Here is a 16,065-nt window from a genome sequence, read left to right on the forward strand (position 1 = left end):
CTCAGCCGCCGGTGATGGGCGCGATGAGTTCGATGGCGTCGTTGTTTTGCAAGAGGCGTTCAGGGTATTGACCGCGGGGCACAAATTCCATGTTGATGGCCGCCGCAAAAGGCGGTTGTATGCCCACCCATTCGATGGCGTCGGCCAAGGTGGCACCTGGGGGCAAGAGGTGACTTTGTTGGTTGATTAAAACGGGAATGGGGGCGGGGTTCATGGGTTGGTGTCAAAGCGCAGGCCCCAATTGTCGGCCATGGGGTGTTGGCCGGTGTGCAGCCATTCCATCAAGGCGTCGAGCATGGCGGGGGCAATCAAAAACCCATGCCGGTACAAACCATTGATTTGCACGCTGCGCAGCCCAGAGCAACGGATGTGCGGCAAGTTGTCGGCCAGGGTGGGGCGGGCTTGGGTGGCCACCTCCAAGATGCGCGCTTCGCCAAAGCCGGGGTGCACGGTGTAGGCCGCGCTCAGCAGCTCGAGCGTGGAGCGCACACTGGCAGGGGACAGGTCTTCGGTTTCGATTTCGGTCGCGCCAATGACAAATACATCCTTGGGTTTGGGCGCGATGTAGATGGGGTAGCGCGGGTGCACCAAGCGGGTCGGGCGCGCCAACTGCACGCCAGGCGCGTGCAGGCGAATGACCTCGCCGCGCACACCGCGCAGCGCTGACCATTGCGCCCTTGCGCCCAAGCCACGGCAGTCAAACACCCAGTCGGGTTGACCGGTTGTGCCGGGTTTGAAGTCGTCTGGGTTGCGTGGGCTGTCCCAATGCAGTTGCACGCCTTGTTGCTGCAAGCTGTGCAGCAAGGCGTCCAGCAGTTGCCGGTTGTCGAGCTGGCCTTCACCGGGCAGGTACAAAGCCTGTGCAAAGCGCTCGGCCAAGCCGGACTCGTGTTGCGCCACGCCACTGGCATTGAGCGACTGGGCTCTCGGCAGGCTTGGGCATTGGCTTTGTGTTTGATCCAGCAATTGGGCAAAGCGGCGCGCCTCGGGAGCGTCTTGCCGGTGCCACACGATCAAGGTGCCGTTTTGCTGAAAAAACACCGGCTGCTCAAGTTGCGCGATCAATTCGGGCCAACGCTGCAAGCCATGTTGGCCCATGCGCACCACGCTCAATTCGGTGATGGCCGATTCGGCCAGCGGGGCTAACATGGCCGCCGCTACCCGGGCCGCTGCACCCTGGGCATCGGCTTGTTGGGCTTCAAACACCTCGACCCGGTGGCCTTCTGTGGCCAAAGCTTGGGCGAGCAAGCGGCCCATCAAACCCGCGCCCAGCACCACGCTCCACGGCCTGGCGCTCATGCAGCCACTGCTCTTTCTTGATAATGCCGGGCATGAAAGCCACACCACCCACCCACCAATACGCCCGCGTTTTGACCATTGCCGGGTCCGACAGCGGCGGCGGCGCTGGCATCCAAGCCGACTTGAAAACCTTTGCCGCGCTGGGCTGCTACGGGACGAGCGCAATCACGGCCTTGACCGCGCAAAACACGCTGGGCGTGCAAGACATCCATGCCGTGCCAGCGGCGTTTTTGAAGGCGCAAATCCAGTCGGTGCTCGACGACATCGGCACCGACGCCATCAAAATTGGCATGCTCCACACCCCCGAAGTTGCCGAGGTGGTGGCCTGGGCCATCGCGCATTACCAACCCGCCCATGTGGTGTTCGACCCGGTGATGGTGGCCACCAGTGGCGACCGCTTGATTGCCGAGGAAACGGTGGCGGTGCTGGTGCGCGAGGTGTTTCCGCGCGCCCACTTGATCACCCCCAATTTGGACGAAGCCGCCTGGTTGTTGGGCCGACCCTTGAAAGACCCCGCGGATTTGCCAGCGGCAGCCAATGAGTTGTTGGCCATGGGCGCGCAGGCCGTGCTGCTCAAAGGCGGGCATTTGCCCGGGGACGACGTGGTGGATTTGTTCGTGCAGCCCGGCCAACCCAGCCTGCGTTTGGCCTCGCCGCGCATTGCCAGTGGCAATGTGCATGGCACGGGTTGCACCCTGTCGTCGGCGATTGCCGCGCATTTGGCTTTGGGCCACGGCTTGAGCGAGGCGGTGCGCCTGGCCCGTGGCTACATCTTGCAAGCCATTCAATCGGGCGCACCCATCAAAACCGGCCAAGGGCATGGGCCGCTCAACCACGGGTTTGCGCCACTCGCCAGCCACCTCAAGCCCCTTTGAGGGCCGCGCCCGGCCGCGTGAGCCAGCCCGCTGCCACAGTGGCCGCCAAGGTGGGCAGGGCAGAACCCCAGGCGGGGCCCCAAGTGGCCAGGGCGTGGTACAGCCCAATGCCTGCCAGCCACAGCAAGGTGCTGGTCCCATCAATCCCCTTGGGTGACAAGTGGTTGGCGTGGTACCCCCAGCCCAATCGCCCCATGATCACCCCAAACAAAGGCACAAAGACGGAACTGAGCATCAGCAAAAACGGCTCCAAGCTGTGCATGGGCAAGGCCATGGCGAGCACGGTGCACAGGGCCGCGCCCCACAGGCCATAGCGCTTCAACGGGGTTTGGGGCCGCAGGCTGTGTGCCGACAGCGCGCCCGAGTACACATCGCCATACGCGTTGTCCAATTCGTCCAGCAGAATCAAACCCAGGGCCAGCAAACCGCCTTGGGCCAGCAGCAAAGCGCCCACCAAGTCGGTGCCCGGCTCCACCACCGACACCACCAACACCCCCAAGGCATAACACCACACATTGGCCAGGGCATAGCCCACCCAAGTGCCGCCCAAGGTGCTGCGCGCGCTGCGGCCATGGCGGGCATAGTCGGCCACCAAGGGCAGCCAAGACACTGGCATGGCGATCACCAAGTCCAGTGCGTTGATGGGGCTCATGCCGCCTGCGCCGGGCCGGTTCCAAATGGCCTCCCAGCCCTTGGCCTGGGCCACGCCGACAAAGTGCCAGGTCAGCCACAGCAAAGACAGCACCACCAGGGGCAAGCCCCAGCGGCTCACGAAGCCGCGCACCAAGCCCAGCATGCTGCCCGCCATCAAAGCCATCAACACCCCGCCCCACAGCGCGGTGGTCAGCACCAGTGTGAGGGGTGATGCGGGGTCCAAGCCCCAGGCTTGTTTCAAGATGGCGGCGGTGCCGTCGCGCATCACCACCAGTTCAAACGACGTCCAACCGATCAATTGCAGGATGTTGAGCAGCACCGGCAAGCGCGCCATCGAGGGGCCATAAACAGTGTGCATCAGGCCAGCGCTGGACAAGCCGCTGACACAGCCAATGCGCGCCGTCCATGCCAGCAAACCGGCCCCCAAAACCGAGCCGAGCAAGATGGCCCACACGGCATCTTGGGTGCCGACCGCCGGCACCAAATAGGCCCCGACTTGCATCACCAACAGGCCCACGCCCAGGCTGAACCACAGGCTGGCATGGCTGCGCGCATCAAACACGCGTTGGTCTGGGCTGATCGGTGTCAGGGCTTGGTTGGATGTGTTTTCCATGGTGTGTCTTCTTTCAAGTTGACACAGGAAATAAGCAGACCCTGGCCCCATGGGCCTGTGACGGTGCTGCGTGCTTCCCTGCGCGAGGATTACCTCAATCAGGTTCAAAGGGACTTTCTCAGCGTCGGTTTGATTCCTCAAACCTCGGCACCCCCAGCGACTTGCCTCAGCAAGCGGTGTGATTATGGCCGATCGCCCATCCACTGGACTTGGCCGCGGTGGCTGGCAAAATGAATCATCATTTCGACCCACATGGCCGCTGCACCCCGCGTCAACCCCGAAGACTTCTTCAGCCCTGAAGAGTGGGCGCGCCTGAGCCAGCGCTCTTCATGGCGCGGTTTGGCTTGCGTGGCCCATTGTTGGGCAGTGATCGGTGCTGCCATGGCCTTGGCGGCTTGGTCGCCGTTGTTCATCCCCTTGGCGGTTTTGTGGGTGGGCAACCGGCAATTGGGCTTGTTCATCTTGATGCACGACGCCGCCCATGCGGTGCTGCACCCCAACAGGCGCATCAACGACGCGGTGGGCTTTTGGTTCTGCGGCACCGAGATGCGCGCCTACCGCAGTTATCACTTGCAGCACCACCGCTATGTTCAGCAAAGCGAAGACCCCGATTTGGTGTTGTCGGCCCCGTTCCCCATCAGCCGGGCCTCGTTGCGGCGAAAAATGTGGCGCGATATCTCGGGACAAACTTTTTTCAAGCAACGCATCGCCCCGGGGGTGATGGCATGGCGCAGCCCCGCAGCGGGGCTGAACCGCTGGTCATCCTTGGGGCAATGGATGCACCAAGAGCGTTGGTTTTTGGGCGGCAATGCGGCTTTTGCTTTGGCCTTTGCGGCGGTTGGTTGCTTGTGGCTGTGGTTGGTTTTGTGGTTGCTGCCCATGGCTACCTGGTTGCCGTTGATCACCCGCTTGCGCAATATTTCAGAGCATGCCTTGGTGGCGCCCAACGAGCCCGACCCCTTGCACCATGCCCGCACCACCCATGCCAACCTGTGGGAGCGGATGTGGCTGGCGCCGTATTGGGTGAATTACCACTGCGAGCACCACATGTTCACCCAAATCCCGTGCTGGAATTTGCCTCTGGCGCACCGCATGCTGCATGCAAAAGGGGTGACGGCGCGCATGAACACCGCCCCCAGTTACGCCGCCATGTTGCGTCAGGCCGCGCCGGCATAGACCCAAGGCGTGTCTGCTTAAGCGCTGAGGCCTATCGGCCATCCACCCCCAGCAAGCGGTGCAAATGGGTGGAGGTGGTGGTGTATTGCAGCGTGGTTCTTTCGCCGGGGCGCAAGTGCGCGGCGATGGCAAACGCGGCCAAAGTGGCTTCGTGGAATCCACACAAGATCAATTTTTGTTTGCCCGGGTAGGTGTTGACATCCCCCACGGCAAAAATCCCGGGCACCGAGGTGGCAAAACTGGCGCTGTCAACCACCAATTGTTTGCGTTGCATGGCCAAGCCCCATTCGCTCAGTGGCCCCAATTGCGGTGACAAACCGAGTTGCACCCAAATTGCTTCACAGGGCAAGCTGCGGGTTTCGCCTGCGCTGTTGACCCAATCCACGGCTTGCATCCGCTGGTCTTGCAATCGCGGCTCCAGCAGTTGACCAATGTGCAACTGCAACCGGCCTTCGCGCACCCATTGACGCATCCGCTCGATCAGGGCCGGTTCTGCGTCCCATACATCACGCCGGTGCATCAAACCCACCCGGGTGGGCGCGTTGGGGCCAGACAAGTCGCACAGCTGAAAGGCGGCCTCGATGGCGGTGCCGTCGCCGCCCACGACCAAGCAGGCCTGGCCCGCAAACACCGATGGGTCGTGCCCGGCAAAGAAAACCTGGCTGCCGCGCAGGGGTTTGAACCCAGCGGCGGGCAGTTGGCGCGGCTCAAACGCACCCACGCCAGCGGCGATCACCACGCTGCGGGCCTGAACGTGCAAGCCTTGTGCGGTTTGCACCGCAAATCCATCGCCTTGGGGTACCAAATGGCTGACGCTATGCCCGCCGTGAAACACCGGCGCAAAGGGCTTGACTTGGGTTTGCAGCCGCTCGATCAGCTCTTTGCCGGTACAGCGCGGCATGCCGGGGATGTCGTAAATGGGTTTGTCGCCGTACAACTCGGTGCACTGGCCGCCAGGGTGGGGCAGGCTGTCGACGATGTGGCAGCGGATGTCTTGCAGACCCAGTTGAAAGGCCTGAAACAGGCCCACCGGTCCGGCACCGATCACCAGTACATCGGTGGCGATGGGCGCTGACACAGGGGCAGGGGGAGAAGGGTTCAGCGGGTGAGCTCGCTCAACTTGCCCGTTTTCTCTTTCCAGTCGTCTGCGTCGGGCATGGGCATTTTGCGCTTGGTGATGCTGGGCCAGCCGGAGCGGGCCAACTCCACGTTCAGCGCAATCATGTGCTGCTGGTCGCTGGGCACATCTTCCTCGGCATAAATGGCATTGACCGGGCACTCAGGAATGCACACGGCGCAGTCGATGCACTCATCGGGGTCAATGGTCAGGAAGTTGGGGCCTTCGCGGAAGCAGTCCACGGGGCAGACATCAACACAGTCGGTGTATTTGCAGCGGATGCAGGATTCGGTGACAACGTGGGTCATGGTGGCGATGTGTAAGCTGAGAGTGACAGTATTTTAGGCCAGCCCGGCCAACCCCCTTGGGCGTGTTGGCATAGAGGCGGATGGCGGGGACGTCGGGGTGCGGCAAGGAGTTGTGAAAGGTCGGGCAGTGTGGCGGTGCGTGGTGAAGGAGGCGGCGCACGCGGCGCGTCAAGCCAACACCAAGGCGGCCCCTGCGGTGCGGTGGCTGGCGGGGTCGACCAGCACCAGGGAACCCAGGGGGCGAGAGGTGGCGAATGGGCTCACCGGCAGGGCTTGTTGCAAACCCAACACCACTTGGCCAATGGCATTGGCTGGCAGTTCTTGGGCCGGGGTGGCCGCCAAGGTGTGGATGTCGGTGCGGTGATCGATGGCTTTGACTTTGGCCTTGACCCAGCGGTGACCGTGCAAAGCCCAGTACACCCGGCCGACCATCAGCGGTTCGTCGTCCAGCCACGCCACGGTGGCGCGGATTTCGGTTTGGCCGGCCGTGGCCCCAGCGGAAGCAAAGGGCTCAGGGGCCAGCAGCCAGTCGCCGCGCGAGATGTCGACTTCGCGATCCAGCACGATGCCTGCGCTGTGTCGCGCGCCCACAGTTTGCGATTGGCGCACCGTGTTGAGCACCTGCGCCACCTGCGCCGTTTGACCGCTGGGAAAGACCCGCACACCGTCACCCACTTGAACCTGGCCCGTGGCCAGCCGGGTCCAGAAAATGCGGCGCCCTTGGTGGGTGTCGGCCCGGTCATGGTGCTTTTCCACCCACTGCACCGGCGCGCTGAAGGGCAGGTGCCGCTCAGCCGGGGTGATGGGCAAGCGGTGCAAGATGTCGAGCAAACATGGGCCGTTGTAGCCGCACCAACCGGGTTCAGCTTGGGCCACGTTGTGCCCCAACAGGGCAGACACCGGCACCACGGCAGCCACCTCGATACCCGCTTGTTTGGTAAATCTCAGCAATGCTTGGCGGATGTTTTCATAGGCCTGGCTGGGGTTGTCCACCGCATCCAGCTTGTTGATGGCCAAGACCACGGAAGGCACGCGCAACAGCTGCAGCAACAAGCTGTGGCGGCGGGTTTGCGGCAACAAAGCCAGCTGGGGGTTGGTGGCATCGATTTTGGTGGCGTCCACCAAGACCACGGCGGCGTCGGCGCTGGAGGCGGCGGTGACCATGTTGCGGGTGTATTGCTCGTGCCCTGGCGCGTCGCCAATGATGAATTTGCGCTGCTCAGTAGAGAAGTAGCGGTAGGCCACATCGATGGTGATGCCTTGCTCGCGCTCGGCACTCAGGCCGTCGGTGAGCAAAGCCAAATCGGTTTGTCCATGGCGCTGCACACCGGCCAAGTGGTCTTGCAAAACCGCTTTGGTGTCGACCAGCAAGCGGCCGATCAGGGTGCTTTTGCCATCATCCACCGACCCACAGGTGATGAATTTCAAGGCGGCGTGGGAGTCGCTCATCAGAAATACCCCTCGAGTTTGCGTTTTTCCATGGAGGCGTCGGAGGTTTGGTCGTCCATGCGGGTGGCACCGCGCTCACTCACCTCGGCCGCCAAGGTTTCAATGACGATGTGTTCGGGCGTGCTGGCCAAACTCTCCACCGGGCAGGTGCAGGTGATGTCGCCCACGGTGCGAAAACGCACCGCGCGCTCGACCACGGTTTCACCAGCGCGCGGCGGCGTCAGCTCGGTCACGGGCACCAGCAAGCCACGGCGCTCCACCACGCTGCGGGTGTGGCTGTAATAAATAGAGGGCAGGGCGATGCGCTCTCGGGCGATGTATTGCCACACATCCAACTCGGTCCAATTGGAGATGGGGAACACGCGGAAATGCTCGCCCGGTTGCAAGCGGGTGTTGAACAAGTTCCACAGCTCTGGCCGTTGGGCCTTGGGTTGCCATTGGCCAAAACCATCGCGGTGGCTGAAGATGCGCTCTTTGGCACGGGCTTTTTCTTCGTCGCGGCGCGCGCCGCCCATCAAGGCGTCAAAGCGAAACTCTTCGATCGCTTCCAGCAGCGTGACCGATTGGTGCACATTGCGGCTCTCGCCGGGGTGGGCCAGGCGCACCGTGCCGCGCCGCATCGAGTCTTCGACGCTGCGCACAATCAATTCGGCACCCAGTTCTTGGGCGCGAAAGTCGCGGAAATCGGTCACTTCTGGGAAGTTGTGGCCGGTGTCGATCATCAGCAAGGGAAAAGGCAGGCGGCCCCCGTGTTGGCGGTCGATGAAAGCCTTTTCAGCGCAGCGCAGCATGACCAATGAGTCTTTGCCGCCAGAGAACAACAAGGTGGGCCGCTCAAAGGTGGCCGCCACCTCGCGCAGGATGTATATGGTTTCTTCTTCCAGCGCGTCCAGATGGGCATTGCTCAACGGGGCGAGCCGGTCGGGTTCGGCGCGTGCATTCATGCGGTGGATCCGGTGGGGATGGCTGACTCGATGGCCTTGGGGATGTGGCTGGCGGTTGCAGTTGCAGTTGCAGTGGGCGCATGCAAGCCACACTCTTTGGCCGAGGCGTTTTCCCACCACCAGCGGCCAGCGCGAAAGTCTTCGCCCAGGCTGATGGCGCGGGTGCACGGCGCGCAGCCAATGCTCGGGAAAAACTGGTCGTGCAGCGGGTTGTAATCCACGCCGTGGGTGGCGATGTAGTGCCAGACATCGCCCCAGGTCCACTCGACCAAGGGGTTGATCTTGCTCAGGGCCACGCCGTTTTGCACGTCGTTTTGCACCGCTTGCACCTCGGCGCGGGCGTTGGATTGTTCGCGGCGCAAGCCCGTGATCCAGGCGCGCTGACCGGCCAAAGCTCGGCCCAGGGGCTCCAATTTGCGGATGTGGCAGCAGGCTTGGCGCTCGGTCTGGCTGTTGTAAATGGCGGCCTGACCGGGGTGGCGAACAAAGTTCAACACCGCCAAGCGCTGCGGTTGCAACACCTCCACGGGCGTGTGGGAAAACGCCTGCAAGCGCTCGAGCAAGGCCAGTGTTTCGGTGTGCAGCGCCCCGGTGTCGAGCACAAACACCGGAATCGCCAGTTGCAAACGGTTGATCACATCGGTGATGACCACGTCCTCGGCCCCCAGGCTAGAGGCTTGCTTCACTGGGCTGAAGTCGCGGGCCGCACTTTGCAGCAAGGCCTGGGTTTGCGCCAGTTTGTGCGCAAAGTCAGGGCTGGGTTGGGCATGCAAGCGCGTGGCGGAGGTTTTGGCCGGTTGCTGAAGCGGGTTGAGTGTCGTGGACGCGCTCATGGCTGTGCCGTGCTGGGTGGTGGGGAATACACGGCTGGCGACTGGCCAGACCCGAAATGGGGCTGGCCATGGAGGGCGTCGCCTTGGTAGAAGCGATGGAAATGGCCCAGCAACTGGCGGCCCAGTGCCAGGTCTTGCGCGTTGGCCAAGACCGCGCTGCTGAAACCGCTGCGCGCCATTTGTTGCAACTGGTCCACCCGCACATCGCCGCAGGCGCGGATGTCGCCGCTGAAACCATGGCGGCGGCGCAACAACCAGGCTTGGCTGAACGCGCGGCCGTCGGTGAATTTGGGAAAGTTCAACTCGATGCGTTGCACCTGTTGCACCTCGACGGCATGCAGATCGGCATCGTTGGGCAGGCGCAGCACGCCGGGCTCGGCGGGCACCTCTGCGCCATCTTGGGGTTGCCCCTGGGCCACCGGGGCGGATAACAAATGCAGTGAAAGTGTGATCATGGCGGGCCTTCAGGCTGGGCTGTGTTCGGTGTGGGTCAGGGGCGCGGCGGGCGAGCGGCTGGCATGGGCTGCACGCTTGAAGGGTTCGTGGCCAACGCGCTTCAAGGCGTCAGCAAAGGTCTCGCCAGGCTGGCGCACATCGCGGTAGGTGTCCAAAACCGCTTCGATCACATCCACCACCTCGTGGGCGGAAAACGACGGGCCCACCACCTTGCCCGGTTGCGGGAGACCGCTCAAGACCGAGCCATCCGAGCCGCCCAAGGTGATTTGGTACCACTCTTGGCCGTCCTTGTCGACGCCCAAGATGCCAATGTGGCCGCTGTGGTGGTGGCCGCAGGAGTTGATGCAACCGCTGATGTGCAGGTCAATTTCACCCAGGTCAAACAATTCATCGAGGTCTTGGTAGCGCTCGGTGATGGCCGCTGCGATCGGCAGCGATCGCGCATTGGCCAAAGCGCAATAGTCGCCCCCGGGGCACGCGATCATGTCGGTGAGCAAGCGGGTGTGGGGCCGGGCCAGACCGAGCTTGCGCGCTTGGCGCCACAGGTCGGGCAGTTGGTCGCAGGGCACCCAAGGCAAAACCAGGTTTTGGTCGTGCGACACGCGCAATTCACCCGAAGAAAACGCGTCGGCCAATTGGGCCGCCGCATCGAGCTGATCGGCGGTGGCGTCGCCAGGTGCTTGGCCCAGGCGTTTGAACGACAAGGTGACGATGCGCAAGTGTGGTTCGCGGTGCGCGGCCACGTTTTGTTGCAACCAGCGGGTGAACTCGGTGTCGTCATGCGCGGCCACCTCCAAAATGCGTTGCATCTTGTGGTCCACAGGGCTGTGGGCGGGTTTGGCCGGTGGTTGAAAGCTTTGGCTGACGCGCTGCAGCTCGGCCGGGGTGATGGTGTGCGGGGCGCCGTCTTGGTCCACGATGCGCTGGTACTCGGCTTCGACCTCGTCGATGTAGCGCTGGCCTTCGGCCTTGATCAGTATTTTGATGCGGGCTTTGTAGAGGTTGTCACGCCGCCCCCACAGGTTGTAGACGCGCACCACGGCTTCTAAATAGTTGAGGATTTGGTCCCATGGCAAAAACTCACGCAAGACGCTGGCAATGACCGGGGTGCGACCCATGCCGCCGCCAGCCAGCACCCGAAAACCCAAGTCCCCTTGGGCATTGCGCAGCAGATGCAAGCCCACGTCGTGCCAGGCGGTGGCCGCGCGGTCTTCGCTGGCGCCGGTGATGGCAATTTTGAATTTGCGCGGCAAAAACGCAAATTCGGGGTGCAGGGTGCTCCATTGGCGCATGATTTCCGCAAAGGGGCGCGGGTCGGCTACCTCGTCAGCGGCAATGCCGGCGCGCTCGTCGCTGGTGATGTTGCGGATGCAGTTGCCACTGGTTTGGATGCCGTGCATGTCCACCGAGGCCAGCAAATCCATCACCTCGGCACTGCGTGCCAACGGAATCCAATTGAACTGGACGTTTTGCCGGGTGGTGAAGTGGGCGGTGCCCGTGACCAAGCGCGGTGCCGCGCCAATCGCATCTTGCTGGCGCTGGGCCTGGGCCAGCAAGGCGGCGTCGGGTTGGTCAAACTCACGGGCGATGCGGGCCAACACCCGCAGCTGTGCCGACGACACCTCACCATATGGCACGGCCACGCGCAACATGGGGGCATAGCGCTGCACATACCAGCCGTTTTGCAACCGCAAAGGGCGAAAGGCATCGTCGCTCAATTGGCCGGCCAAGTGCCGGGTCAGTTGATCTCGGTACTGGGCGGCGCGATCGCGCACAAATTGGCGGTCAAAGTCGGTGTAGGCGTACATACGGTGCAGGGGGCTGGGCCCATTCATTGAAGCACCGGACTGTAGTTTCAGGTTATATCAACTCAAACAATCATTTAGTTTGGGGTATATATGGAAATCGCATAAAGCCCTTGAAAACCCATTATATTCAATGGCTTAGGTTTGTTTTTTGAAGCGCTCCGGCCGCAGCAAATGGGCGATGGCAGGGTCCATGGGCAAAGGTTCCCCGCCAATTTGCGCCGCCAGCAAGTGGCCGCACAGCATGGACAGGGTGATGCCGCGCGAACCCAAGGCGGTCAACAGGTGCACGCCCGGCGCACCCAGGGGGGCCAGTGAGCCCACCACCGGTAGACGGTCGGAGGTGGTGCAACGCACCCCCGCCCAGTTGCGCAAGCCCAAGGTTTTGGGGGTGGCGAAAGCGTCTGCGTCTTCGGTGTCCGGCACCCAGCCGGCCAGTTGGGGCAACAGGCTTTGAAGCTGGGCCAAATTGGTGGCCTGATCTGCGGCCAGGCAAACGGCATCCTGGCGGCTGTGGTCATAGGTCGAGCCATACCACCACATGGGGCCGTCATCCCCCATGGGCACCTGGCTGATCAAGCTGCCCAAGCCATTCACCGGATGGGGTGGCAACAAACTTGCCATGGCGCTCGCCATGGGGCCACCTGTGACCTGTCCGCGCAAGGGCTCCAAGGGCCAATGGGCGTTGGGCAACAGGGGCGCCAGCAAACCCAGGCTGGAAGGCCCCAGGGCGATCACCACCTGTTCCGCTGGGTGTGGCTGGCCTGTCTCGTCCACCGCCACCCAAGTGCCGGGGGGTGTTCCCGGCTGGAGGCTGACCACCCGCGTGTTGCCGCACCAGCGGATGCGGGGATGGTCCAGCAAGGAGGCGACCAAACGCGCTGGTTTCATCCAGCCCGCATGGGTGTGCCAAATGCCTTTGGGCTCCGGGCCAAAGCCGGGTTCTGGTGGGGGCAATCCGGCGCTGAGGTGTTGTGCATCGCTGGCCGGGGCGAACCAATCTTGTGCCGCGCCCATGAGTTGAAACTCATTGTCATTGGGCAGCACCCAAGACAGGGGCCAGCGGCCACGGCGCGCTTTGCCGCTCAGGCGGCGCTCGAGCAACCCGCTGGGCGACCAATCCTCACCCGCTTGTAAATGCGCCCGGGCATGCGCCAGAACCTGGCGCAGCCCTGCACGGGTCAGGCGCGACAAGGGGTTGTCGTCGCCCGACACATGGGGCGTCATCAAGCCCACGGGCAAGCCCGATGCCCCATGGGCGGGCGAGGGGCCTGCATCCAACACGGTGACCTCAAAGCCATGCGTGGCCAAGGCCCGGGCAGCGCTGGCGCCAGCCAAACCGCCACCCAAGACCAGGGCGGCTCGCCTGGGCGCGCCATTTGGGCGACCACGATCGGCGGTTGTTGTCGAGCCAGAGAGCGTGGGGGGTTGGCCCCAAACCTGATGCGGGGTTTGGTCCCACCAGCGTTGGCTGGCCGCTGATTCGCCCACCCACAGGCTTAGTTGCACATGCCCATCGGCCCAAGCCAAGCGGTGCAGACCGGGCAACAAACCCCAGCAGGCCTGTGCGCAATCTTGGGCCAGGTGTTTCAAGTGCGGCCAGTCTTGGCCCAGCCTTTCCCAATCTTGGACGGGAGGTGGCGCTTGGGTGCGGGCCAGCCAATGCAAGCGTTGGGGGGCGTGAGGGTCTTGCTGCCACATCGCCCAAGTGGTTAGCAAAGCCAAGCCCCATTCGCCATCGGGCAAGCGCAAAGTCCAGTGGTCCAGGTGGGCCCAAGCGCGCGGAACCTCCCCTAAGCGACTCGCTGTCAGGGCGGGCTGCAAATGGGGGGGAACGAGGGCAGGGTCCAGTCCCTCATCTGTCATGGGCGGGTGCAACGCAGAGTGGCCCAGTTCCCGGGGGGCGTCGACGTGAAGGCGAGGGGCAGATTTGAATTAAGCGCTGGGGGGCACATAGCCCTGGGCCGCATCGGCACCATCGCCAAAAAAGTGGTTTTCCATTTGGCGTGCCAGGTATTGGCGGGCACGCAGATCGGCCAGGTTGAGGCGGTTTTCATTGACCAACATGGTTTGGTGCTTCAACCAGTCGGCCCAAGCCTGTTTGCTGACACTTTCCCAAATGCGTTTGCCCAGGTCGCCAGGGTAGGGGGGGAAGTCCAAACCTTCGGCCTCTTGTCCGAGTTTGATGCATTGAATGGTGCGTGCCATGGGGTGTGTTCTCCGTTTGAATGGGGCGAACTTTAGCAAGCTTTGCAAGGCCCGAAGAAAAAGCCGGTTCTGAAGAGGCGATGAGGACTGCCTGGGGCCATCAGGCTGGGGCACGATCGCTTGTTGCCTTCCGCTTCCGTTTCCGCTGGTAGCTGGTAGCTGATTGGCGCGCTCTGCCGCCACAGTGGTGCATCAGAGCGGCGCGGGGTACCCGATCAAATGCTTTTGCGTGGGGCCAGCAACTCGTGCACTGCCGAGGCGATGGCCTCCGGGCCGATCCGCGACACCGCTTCCAAGCCCGGCGAGTAGCCCACCGGGATGCGCGGCGCGCCCAGGCGCTTGACGCGCGCACCCAGTTGTTCGGCCACGGTGGCGGCGATCTCGGCGCCAAATCCTGCGGCTTGCACGGCTTCGTGCACCACCAGCAAGTGGCCGGTTTTGGCGCAGGAATTCAACACGGTCTCGCGGTCCCAGGGCCAAATGGTGCGCAGGTCGATCAATTCCACCGAAATGCCTTGTGCCGCCAAGGCCTCGCAAGCGGTTTGGCAGGCGAGCAATTGGCGGCTCCAGCTCACCAGGGTGACCTGTTCGCCCACCCTTTGCACCGCTGCTTTGCCCAAAGGAACCCTCAGGTTCACATCCACCGCACCGGTTTGGCCCCACAGGGTTTTGTGCTCCAGGTAAATCACCGGGTCGCCACTTTGCAAGGCCGCGCGCAACAAGCTGTGGTTGTCTTGGGGGTTGCCGGGGCACACCACCACCAAGCCGGGCAAATGGGCGAACCAAGCCTCCAGCGATTGCGAGTGTTGCGCTGCCGAGGCGTCCCAAATGCCCATGGGCATGCGCGCCACCAAGGGCACCCGGCCTTGGCCACCAAACATGTAGCGGTTTTTGGCCGCTTGGTTGACGATTTCGTCCATGGCACACAGGGCAAAGTCGACCACCCGCATTTCCACCACGGGGCGCAAACCGGCCAGGGCCATGCCCACGCCGCCGCCCATGATGGCGGCCTCGCTGATGGGGGTGTCGATCACCCGCTGCGGGCCAAACTGGGCTTGCAAGCCCTTGTACTGGCCAAAAATGCCGCCGCGCCCGACGTCTTCGCCCACCACCACCACCCGGGGGTCGGATTGCATTTCAAGTGCCAGGGCTTGCACAGCGGCTTCGCTGTAACTCCATTGGGGCAAGGTGTTCAGTACCACTGGCCGTCTCCTGTGGTTTGGATGTCGGTGAAGGCGCCCGAGGGTTCGGGCCAGGGGGCGGCGTCGGCGGTTTGCATGGCCAGCGCCACTTCGGCGGCGGCGGCGGCGTCGATCGCGTCCAGCTCGGCGCTGCTGCCGCCCATGGCCAGATATCGGGCGCGGGCATGGCCCAAAGGTTCGGTTTTCAATGCCGCGGCCAATTCAGCGGGGTCGCGGTAAGCGGCCAGGTCCACCGACACATGGCCTTTGATGCGGTAGGTCAGGGCGTGCAACAAACGCGGCCCGCTGCCAGCGCGCAGCCCCACAACCAGGGCTTGGGCCGCATCGTGCACGGCGAGCACATCGTTGCCGTCCACCGTGGTGGCGGGGATGCCCAAACTCTCGCTGCGCGCCGAGGCGCCGCCGCCCGCGATCATCGGCCCGCTGGCGGTGGTGGCGCTCCAGCGGTTGTCCTCACACACAAACAGCACGGGCAATTGGTGCACCTGGGCCCAATTGAGCGACTCTAAAAAGGGGCCGCGGTTGATCGCCCCATCGCCAAAAAAGCACACCGTGATGTCGTCGCGACCCTGTAGTTTTTGCGCATGTGCCGCGCCAGTGGCAATCGGCAAACCTGCCGCCACCACGCCATTGGCCCCGAGCATGCCCACCGAAAAGTCAGCGATGTGCATCGAGCCGCCTTTGCCGCCATTGAAGCCATTGGCCTTGCCATACAGCTCGCCCATCATGCGGGTCAGGTCAGCGCCTTTGGCCAAGGTGTGGCCGTGCCCCCGGTGGGTGGAGGTGAGGTAATCGCTGGCGCGCAAATGGGCACACACGCCCACGGCCACCGCCTCTTGGCCGGTGGACAGGTGCAGCGGGCCGCGCACCTTGGCGCTGCCATCGGCGGTTTTGTTGTAGGCGCTGACGCCGCCTTGGCTCAAAATTTCGGCGGCGTTTTCAAAGGCGCGGATGCGCGCCATTTGGGTGTAGAGCTGTCCCAACAAGGGGGTTCGGTGGGTGTCTGACAAGGTGGGCTCCAAGGGTTTGGCGGGCCTGCGGGGAGGTTCGGCCCAGGAGTGTAGCGGCCTGCTGTACAGGGGCTGGGAGGGTGTCAGCAAGGCACTGGAATGGTGCGCTATGCTCA

Annotated in this window: 16 protein-coding genes; 2 read left to right on the forward strand and 14 right to left on the reverse strand. The window is 63.3% G+C overall.

What is annotated here, in order from left to right:
* Position 1 precedes the first annotated feature (1 nt).
* Both thiS and AC8GFZ_RS14535 read right to left on the reverse strand, forming a co-directional pair.
* Positions 2-214: a sulfur carrier protein ThiS gene (gene thiS, locus AC8GFZ_RS14530; RefSeq protein WP_506645627.1), complete on the reverse strand. Its 213-nt coding sequence runs from the start codon at positions 212-214 to the stop codon at positions 2-4.
* Positions 211-1,299 (reverse strand): FAD-dependent oxidoreductase, encoded by a 1,089-nt coding sequence (locus AC8GFZ_RS14535; protein WP_506645628.1) that lies wholly within the window; start codon positions 1,297-1,299, stop codon positions 211-213. The genes thiS and AC8GFZ_RS14535 overlap by 4 nt, the downstream gene beginning before the upstream one ends.
* A gap of 32 nt (positions 1,300-1,331) precedes the next feature.
* Here AC8GFZ_RS14535 and thiD point away from each other — a divergent pair, with 32 nt between their 5' ends.
* The gene (gene thiD / locus AC8GFZ_RS14540) at positions 1,332-2,174 is read left to right on the forward strand and encodes a bifunctional hydroxymethylpyrimidine kinase/phosphomethylpyrimidine kinase (protein WP_506645629.1); all 843 of its coding nucleotides are present in this window, start codon (positions 1,332-1,334) and stop codon (positions 2,172-2,174) included.
* Here the strand turns inward: thiD and AC8GFZ_RS14545 are convergent.
* A complete protein-coding gene (locus AC8GFZ_RS14545) occupies positions 2,161-3,441 on the reverse strand; it encodes a purine-cytosine permease family protein (protein ID WP_506645630.1) in 1,281 nt (426 codons plus the stop codon). The two genes, thiD and AC8GFZ_RS14545, sit on opposite strands and share 14 nt — an antisense overlap.
* A 252-nt stretch (positions 3,442-3,693) precedes the next feature.
* On the opposite strand from AC8GFZ_RS14545, the gene AC8GFZ_RS14550 reads away from it, so the two are divergent.
* Positions 3,694-4,617 (forward strand): fatty acid desaturase family protein, encoded by a 924-nt coding sequence (locus AC8GFZ_RS14550; protein ID WP_506645631.1) that lies wholly within the window; start codon positions 3,694-3,696, stop codon positions 4,615-4,617.
* 31 nt (positions 4,618-4,648) lie between these two features.
* Here AC8GFZ_RS14550 and AC8GFZ_RS14555 read toward each other — a convergent pair whose 3' ends face one another.
* From AC8GFZ_RS14555 to AC8GFZ_RS14605, 11 genes are all read right to left on the reverse strand, one after another.
* On the reverse strand, positions 4,649-5,695 hold the full coding sequence (locus AC8GFZ_RS14555; RefSeq protein WP_506645632.1) for an NAD(P)/FAD-dependent oxidoreductase: 1,047 nt from the start codon (positions 5,693-5,695) through the stop codon (positions 4,649-4,651).
* Positions 5,696-5,715: 20 nt separating this feature from the next.
* Complete coding sequence (gene fdxA, locus AC8GFZ_RS14560; RefSeq protein WP_506645633.1) at positions 5,716-6,042, reverse strand: ferredoxin FdxA; 327 nt, start codon at positions 6,040-6,042, stop codon at positions 5,716-5,718.
* A 168-nt stretch (positions 6,043-6,210) separates the two neighbouring features.
* On the reverse strand, positions 6,211-7,491 hold the full coding sequence (locus tag AC8GFZ_RS14565; RefSeq protein WP_506645634.1) for a sulfate adenylyltransferase subunit 1: 1,281 nt from the start codon (positions 7,489-7,491) through the stop codon (positions 6,211-6,213).
* The gene (gene cysD / locus AC8GFZ_RS14570) at positions 7,491-8,435 is read right to left on the reverse strand and encodes a sulfate adenylyltransferase subunit CysD (RefSeq protein ID WP_506645635.1); all 945 of its coding nucleotides are present in this window, start codon (positions 8,433-8,435) and stop codon (positions 7,491-7,493) included. Before cysD ends, AC8GFZ_RS14565 begins: the two co-directional genes overlap by 1 nt.
* On the reverse strand, positions 8,432-9,268 hold the full coding sequence (locus AC8GFZ_RS14575; protein WP_506645636.1) for a phosphoadenylyl-sulfate reductase: 837 nt from the start codon (positions 9,266-9,268) through the stop codon (positions 8,432-8,434). The genes cysD and AC8GFZ_RS14575 overlap by 4 nt, the downstream gene beginning before the upstream one ends.
* Entirely contained in the window at positions 9,265-9,723 is a 459-nt protein-coding gene (locus AC8GFZ_RS14580; protein WP_506645637.1) for a DUF934 domain-containing protein, read from the reverse strand. Before AC8GFZ_RS14580 ends, AC8GFZ_RS14575 begins: the two co-directional genes overlap by 4 nt.
* Before the next feature lie 9 nt (positions 9,724-9,732).
* Positions 9,733-11,532 (reverse strand): nitrite/sulfite reductase, encoded by a 1,800-nt coding sequence (locus AC8GFZ_RS14585; RefSeq protein WP_506645638.1) that lies wholly within the window; start codon positions 11,530-11,532, stop codon positions 9,733-9,735.
* 135 nt (positions 11,533-11,667) lie between these two features.
* Positions 11,668-13,395 (reverse strand): FAD-dependent oxidoreductase, encoded by a 1,728-nt coding sequence (locus tag AC8GFZ_RS14590; RefSeq protein WP_506645639.1) that lies wholly within the window; start codon positions 13,393-13,395, stop codon positions 11,668-11,670.
* Positions 13,396-13,464: 69 nt separating this feature from the next.
* Entirely contained in the window at positions 13,465-13,737 is a 273-nt protein-coding gene (locus AC8GFZ_RS14595) for an oxidative damage protection protein (RefSeq protein ID WP_506645640.1), read from the reverse strand.
* 215 nt (positions 13,738-13,952) lie between these two features.
* Positions 13,953-14,933: an alpha-ketoacid dehydrogenase subunit beta gene (locus AC8GFZ_RS14600; RefSeq protein ID WP_506645691.1), complete on the reverse strand. Its 981-nt coding sequence runs from the start codon at positions 14,931-14,933 to the stop codon at positions 13,953-13,955.
* On the reverse strand, positions 14,930-15,901 hold the full coding sequence (locus tag AC8GFZ_RS14605) for a thiamine pyrophosphate-dependent dehydrogenase E1 component subunit alpha (RefSeq protein ID WP_506645692.1): 972 nt from the start codon (positions 15,899-15,901) through the stop codon (positions 14,930-14,932). The genes AC8GFZ_RS14600 and AC8GFZ_RS14605 overlap by 4 nt, the downstream gene beginning before the upstream one ends.
* Positions 15,902-16,065 lie beyond the last annotated feature (164 nt).

It is taken from the genome of Limnohabitans rimovensis (SeqCode) (assembly GCF_965234775.1).
In the GTDB taxonomy this organism is placed as follows: Bacteria; Pseudomonadota; Gammaproteobacteria; order Burkholderiales; family Burkholderiaceae_C; genus Limnohabitans; species Limnohabitans rimovensis.

Coding starts and splice junctions, on each gene's coding strand:
- AC8GFZ_RS14535 (WP_506645628.1), bottom strand. CDS start 1,299: ATGAGCGCCAGGCCGTGGAGCGTGGTGCTGGGCGCGGGTTTGATGGGC.
- AC8GFZ_RS14545 (WP_506645630.1), bottom strand. CDS start 3,441: ATGGAAAACACATCCAACCAAGCCCTGACACCGATCAGCCCAGACCAA.
- thiD (WP_506645629.1), top strand. CDS start 1,332: ATGAAAGCCACACCACCCACCCACCAATACGCCCGCGTTTTGACCATT.
- AC8GFZ_RS14585 (WP_506645638.1), bottom strand. CDS start 11,532: ATGTACGCCTACACCGACTTTGACCGCCAATTTGTGCGCGATCGCGCC.
- AC8GFZ_RS14550 (WP_506645631.1), top strand. CDS start 3,694: ATGGCCGCTGCACCCCGCGTCAACCCCGAAGACTTCTTCAGCCCTGAA.
- AC8GFZ_RS14605 (WP_506645692.1), bottom strand. CDS start 15,901: ATGGCGCGCATCCGCGCCTTTGAAAACGCCGCCGAAATTTTGAGCCAA.
- thiS (WP_506645627.1), bottom strand. CDS start 214: ATGAACCCCGCCCCCATTCCCGTTTTAATCAACCAACAAAGTCACCTC.
- fdxA (WP_506645633.1), bottom strand. CDS start 6,042: ATGACCCACGTTGTCACCGAATCCTGCATCCGCTGCAAATACACCGAC.
- AC8GFZ_RS14590 (WP_506645639.1), bottom strand. CDS start 13,395: ATGACAGATGAGGGACTGGACCCTGCCCTCGTTCCCCCCCATTTGCAG.
- AC8GFZ_RS14565 (WP_506645634.1), bottom strand. CDS start 7,491: ATGAGCGACTCCCACGCCGCCTTGAAATTCATCACCTGTGGGTCGGTG.
- AC8GFZ_RS14575 (WP_506645636.1), bottom strand. CDS start 9,268: ATGAGCGCGTCCACGACACTCAACCCGCTTCAGCAACCGGCCAAAACC.
- cysD (WP_506645635.1), bottom strand. CDS start 8,435: ATGAATGCACGCGCCGAACCCGACCGGCTCGCCCCGTTGAGCAATGCC.
- AC8GFZ_RS14595 (WP_506645640.1), bottom strand. CDS start 13,737: ATGGCACGCACCATTCAATGCATCAAACTCGGACAAGAGGCCGAAGGT.
- AC8GFZ_RS14580 (WP_506645637.1), bottom strand. CDS start 9,723: ATGATCACACTTTCACTGCATTTGTTATCCGCCCCGGTGGCCCAGGGG.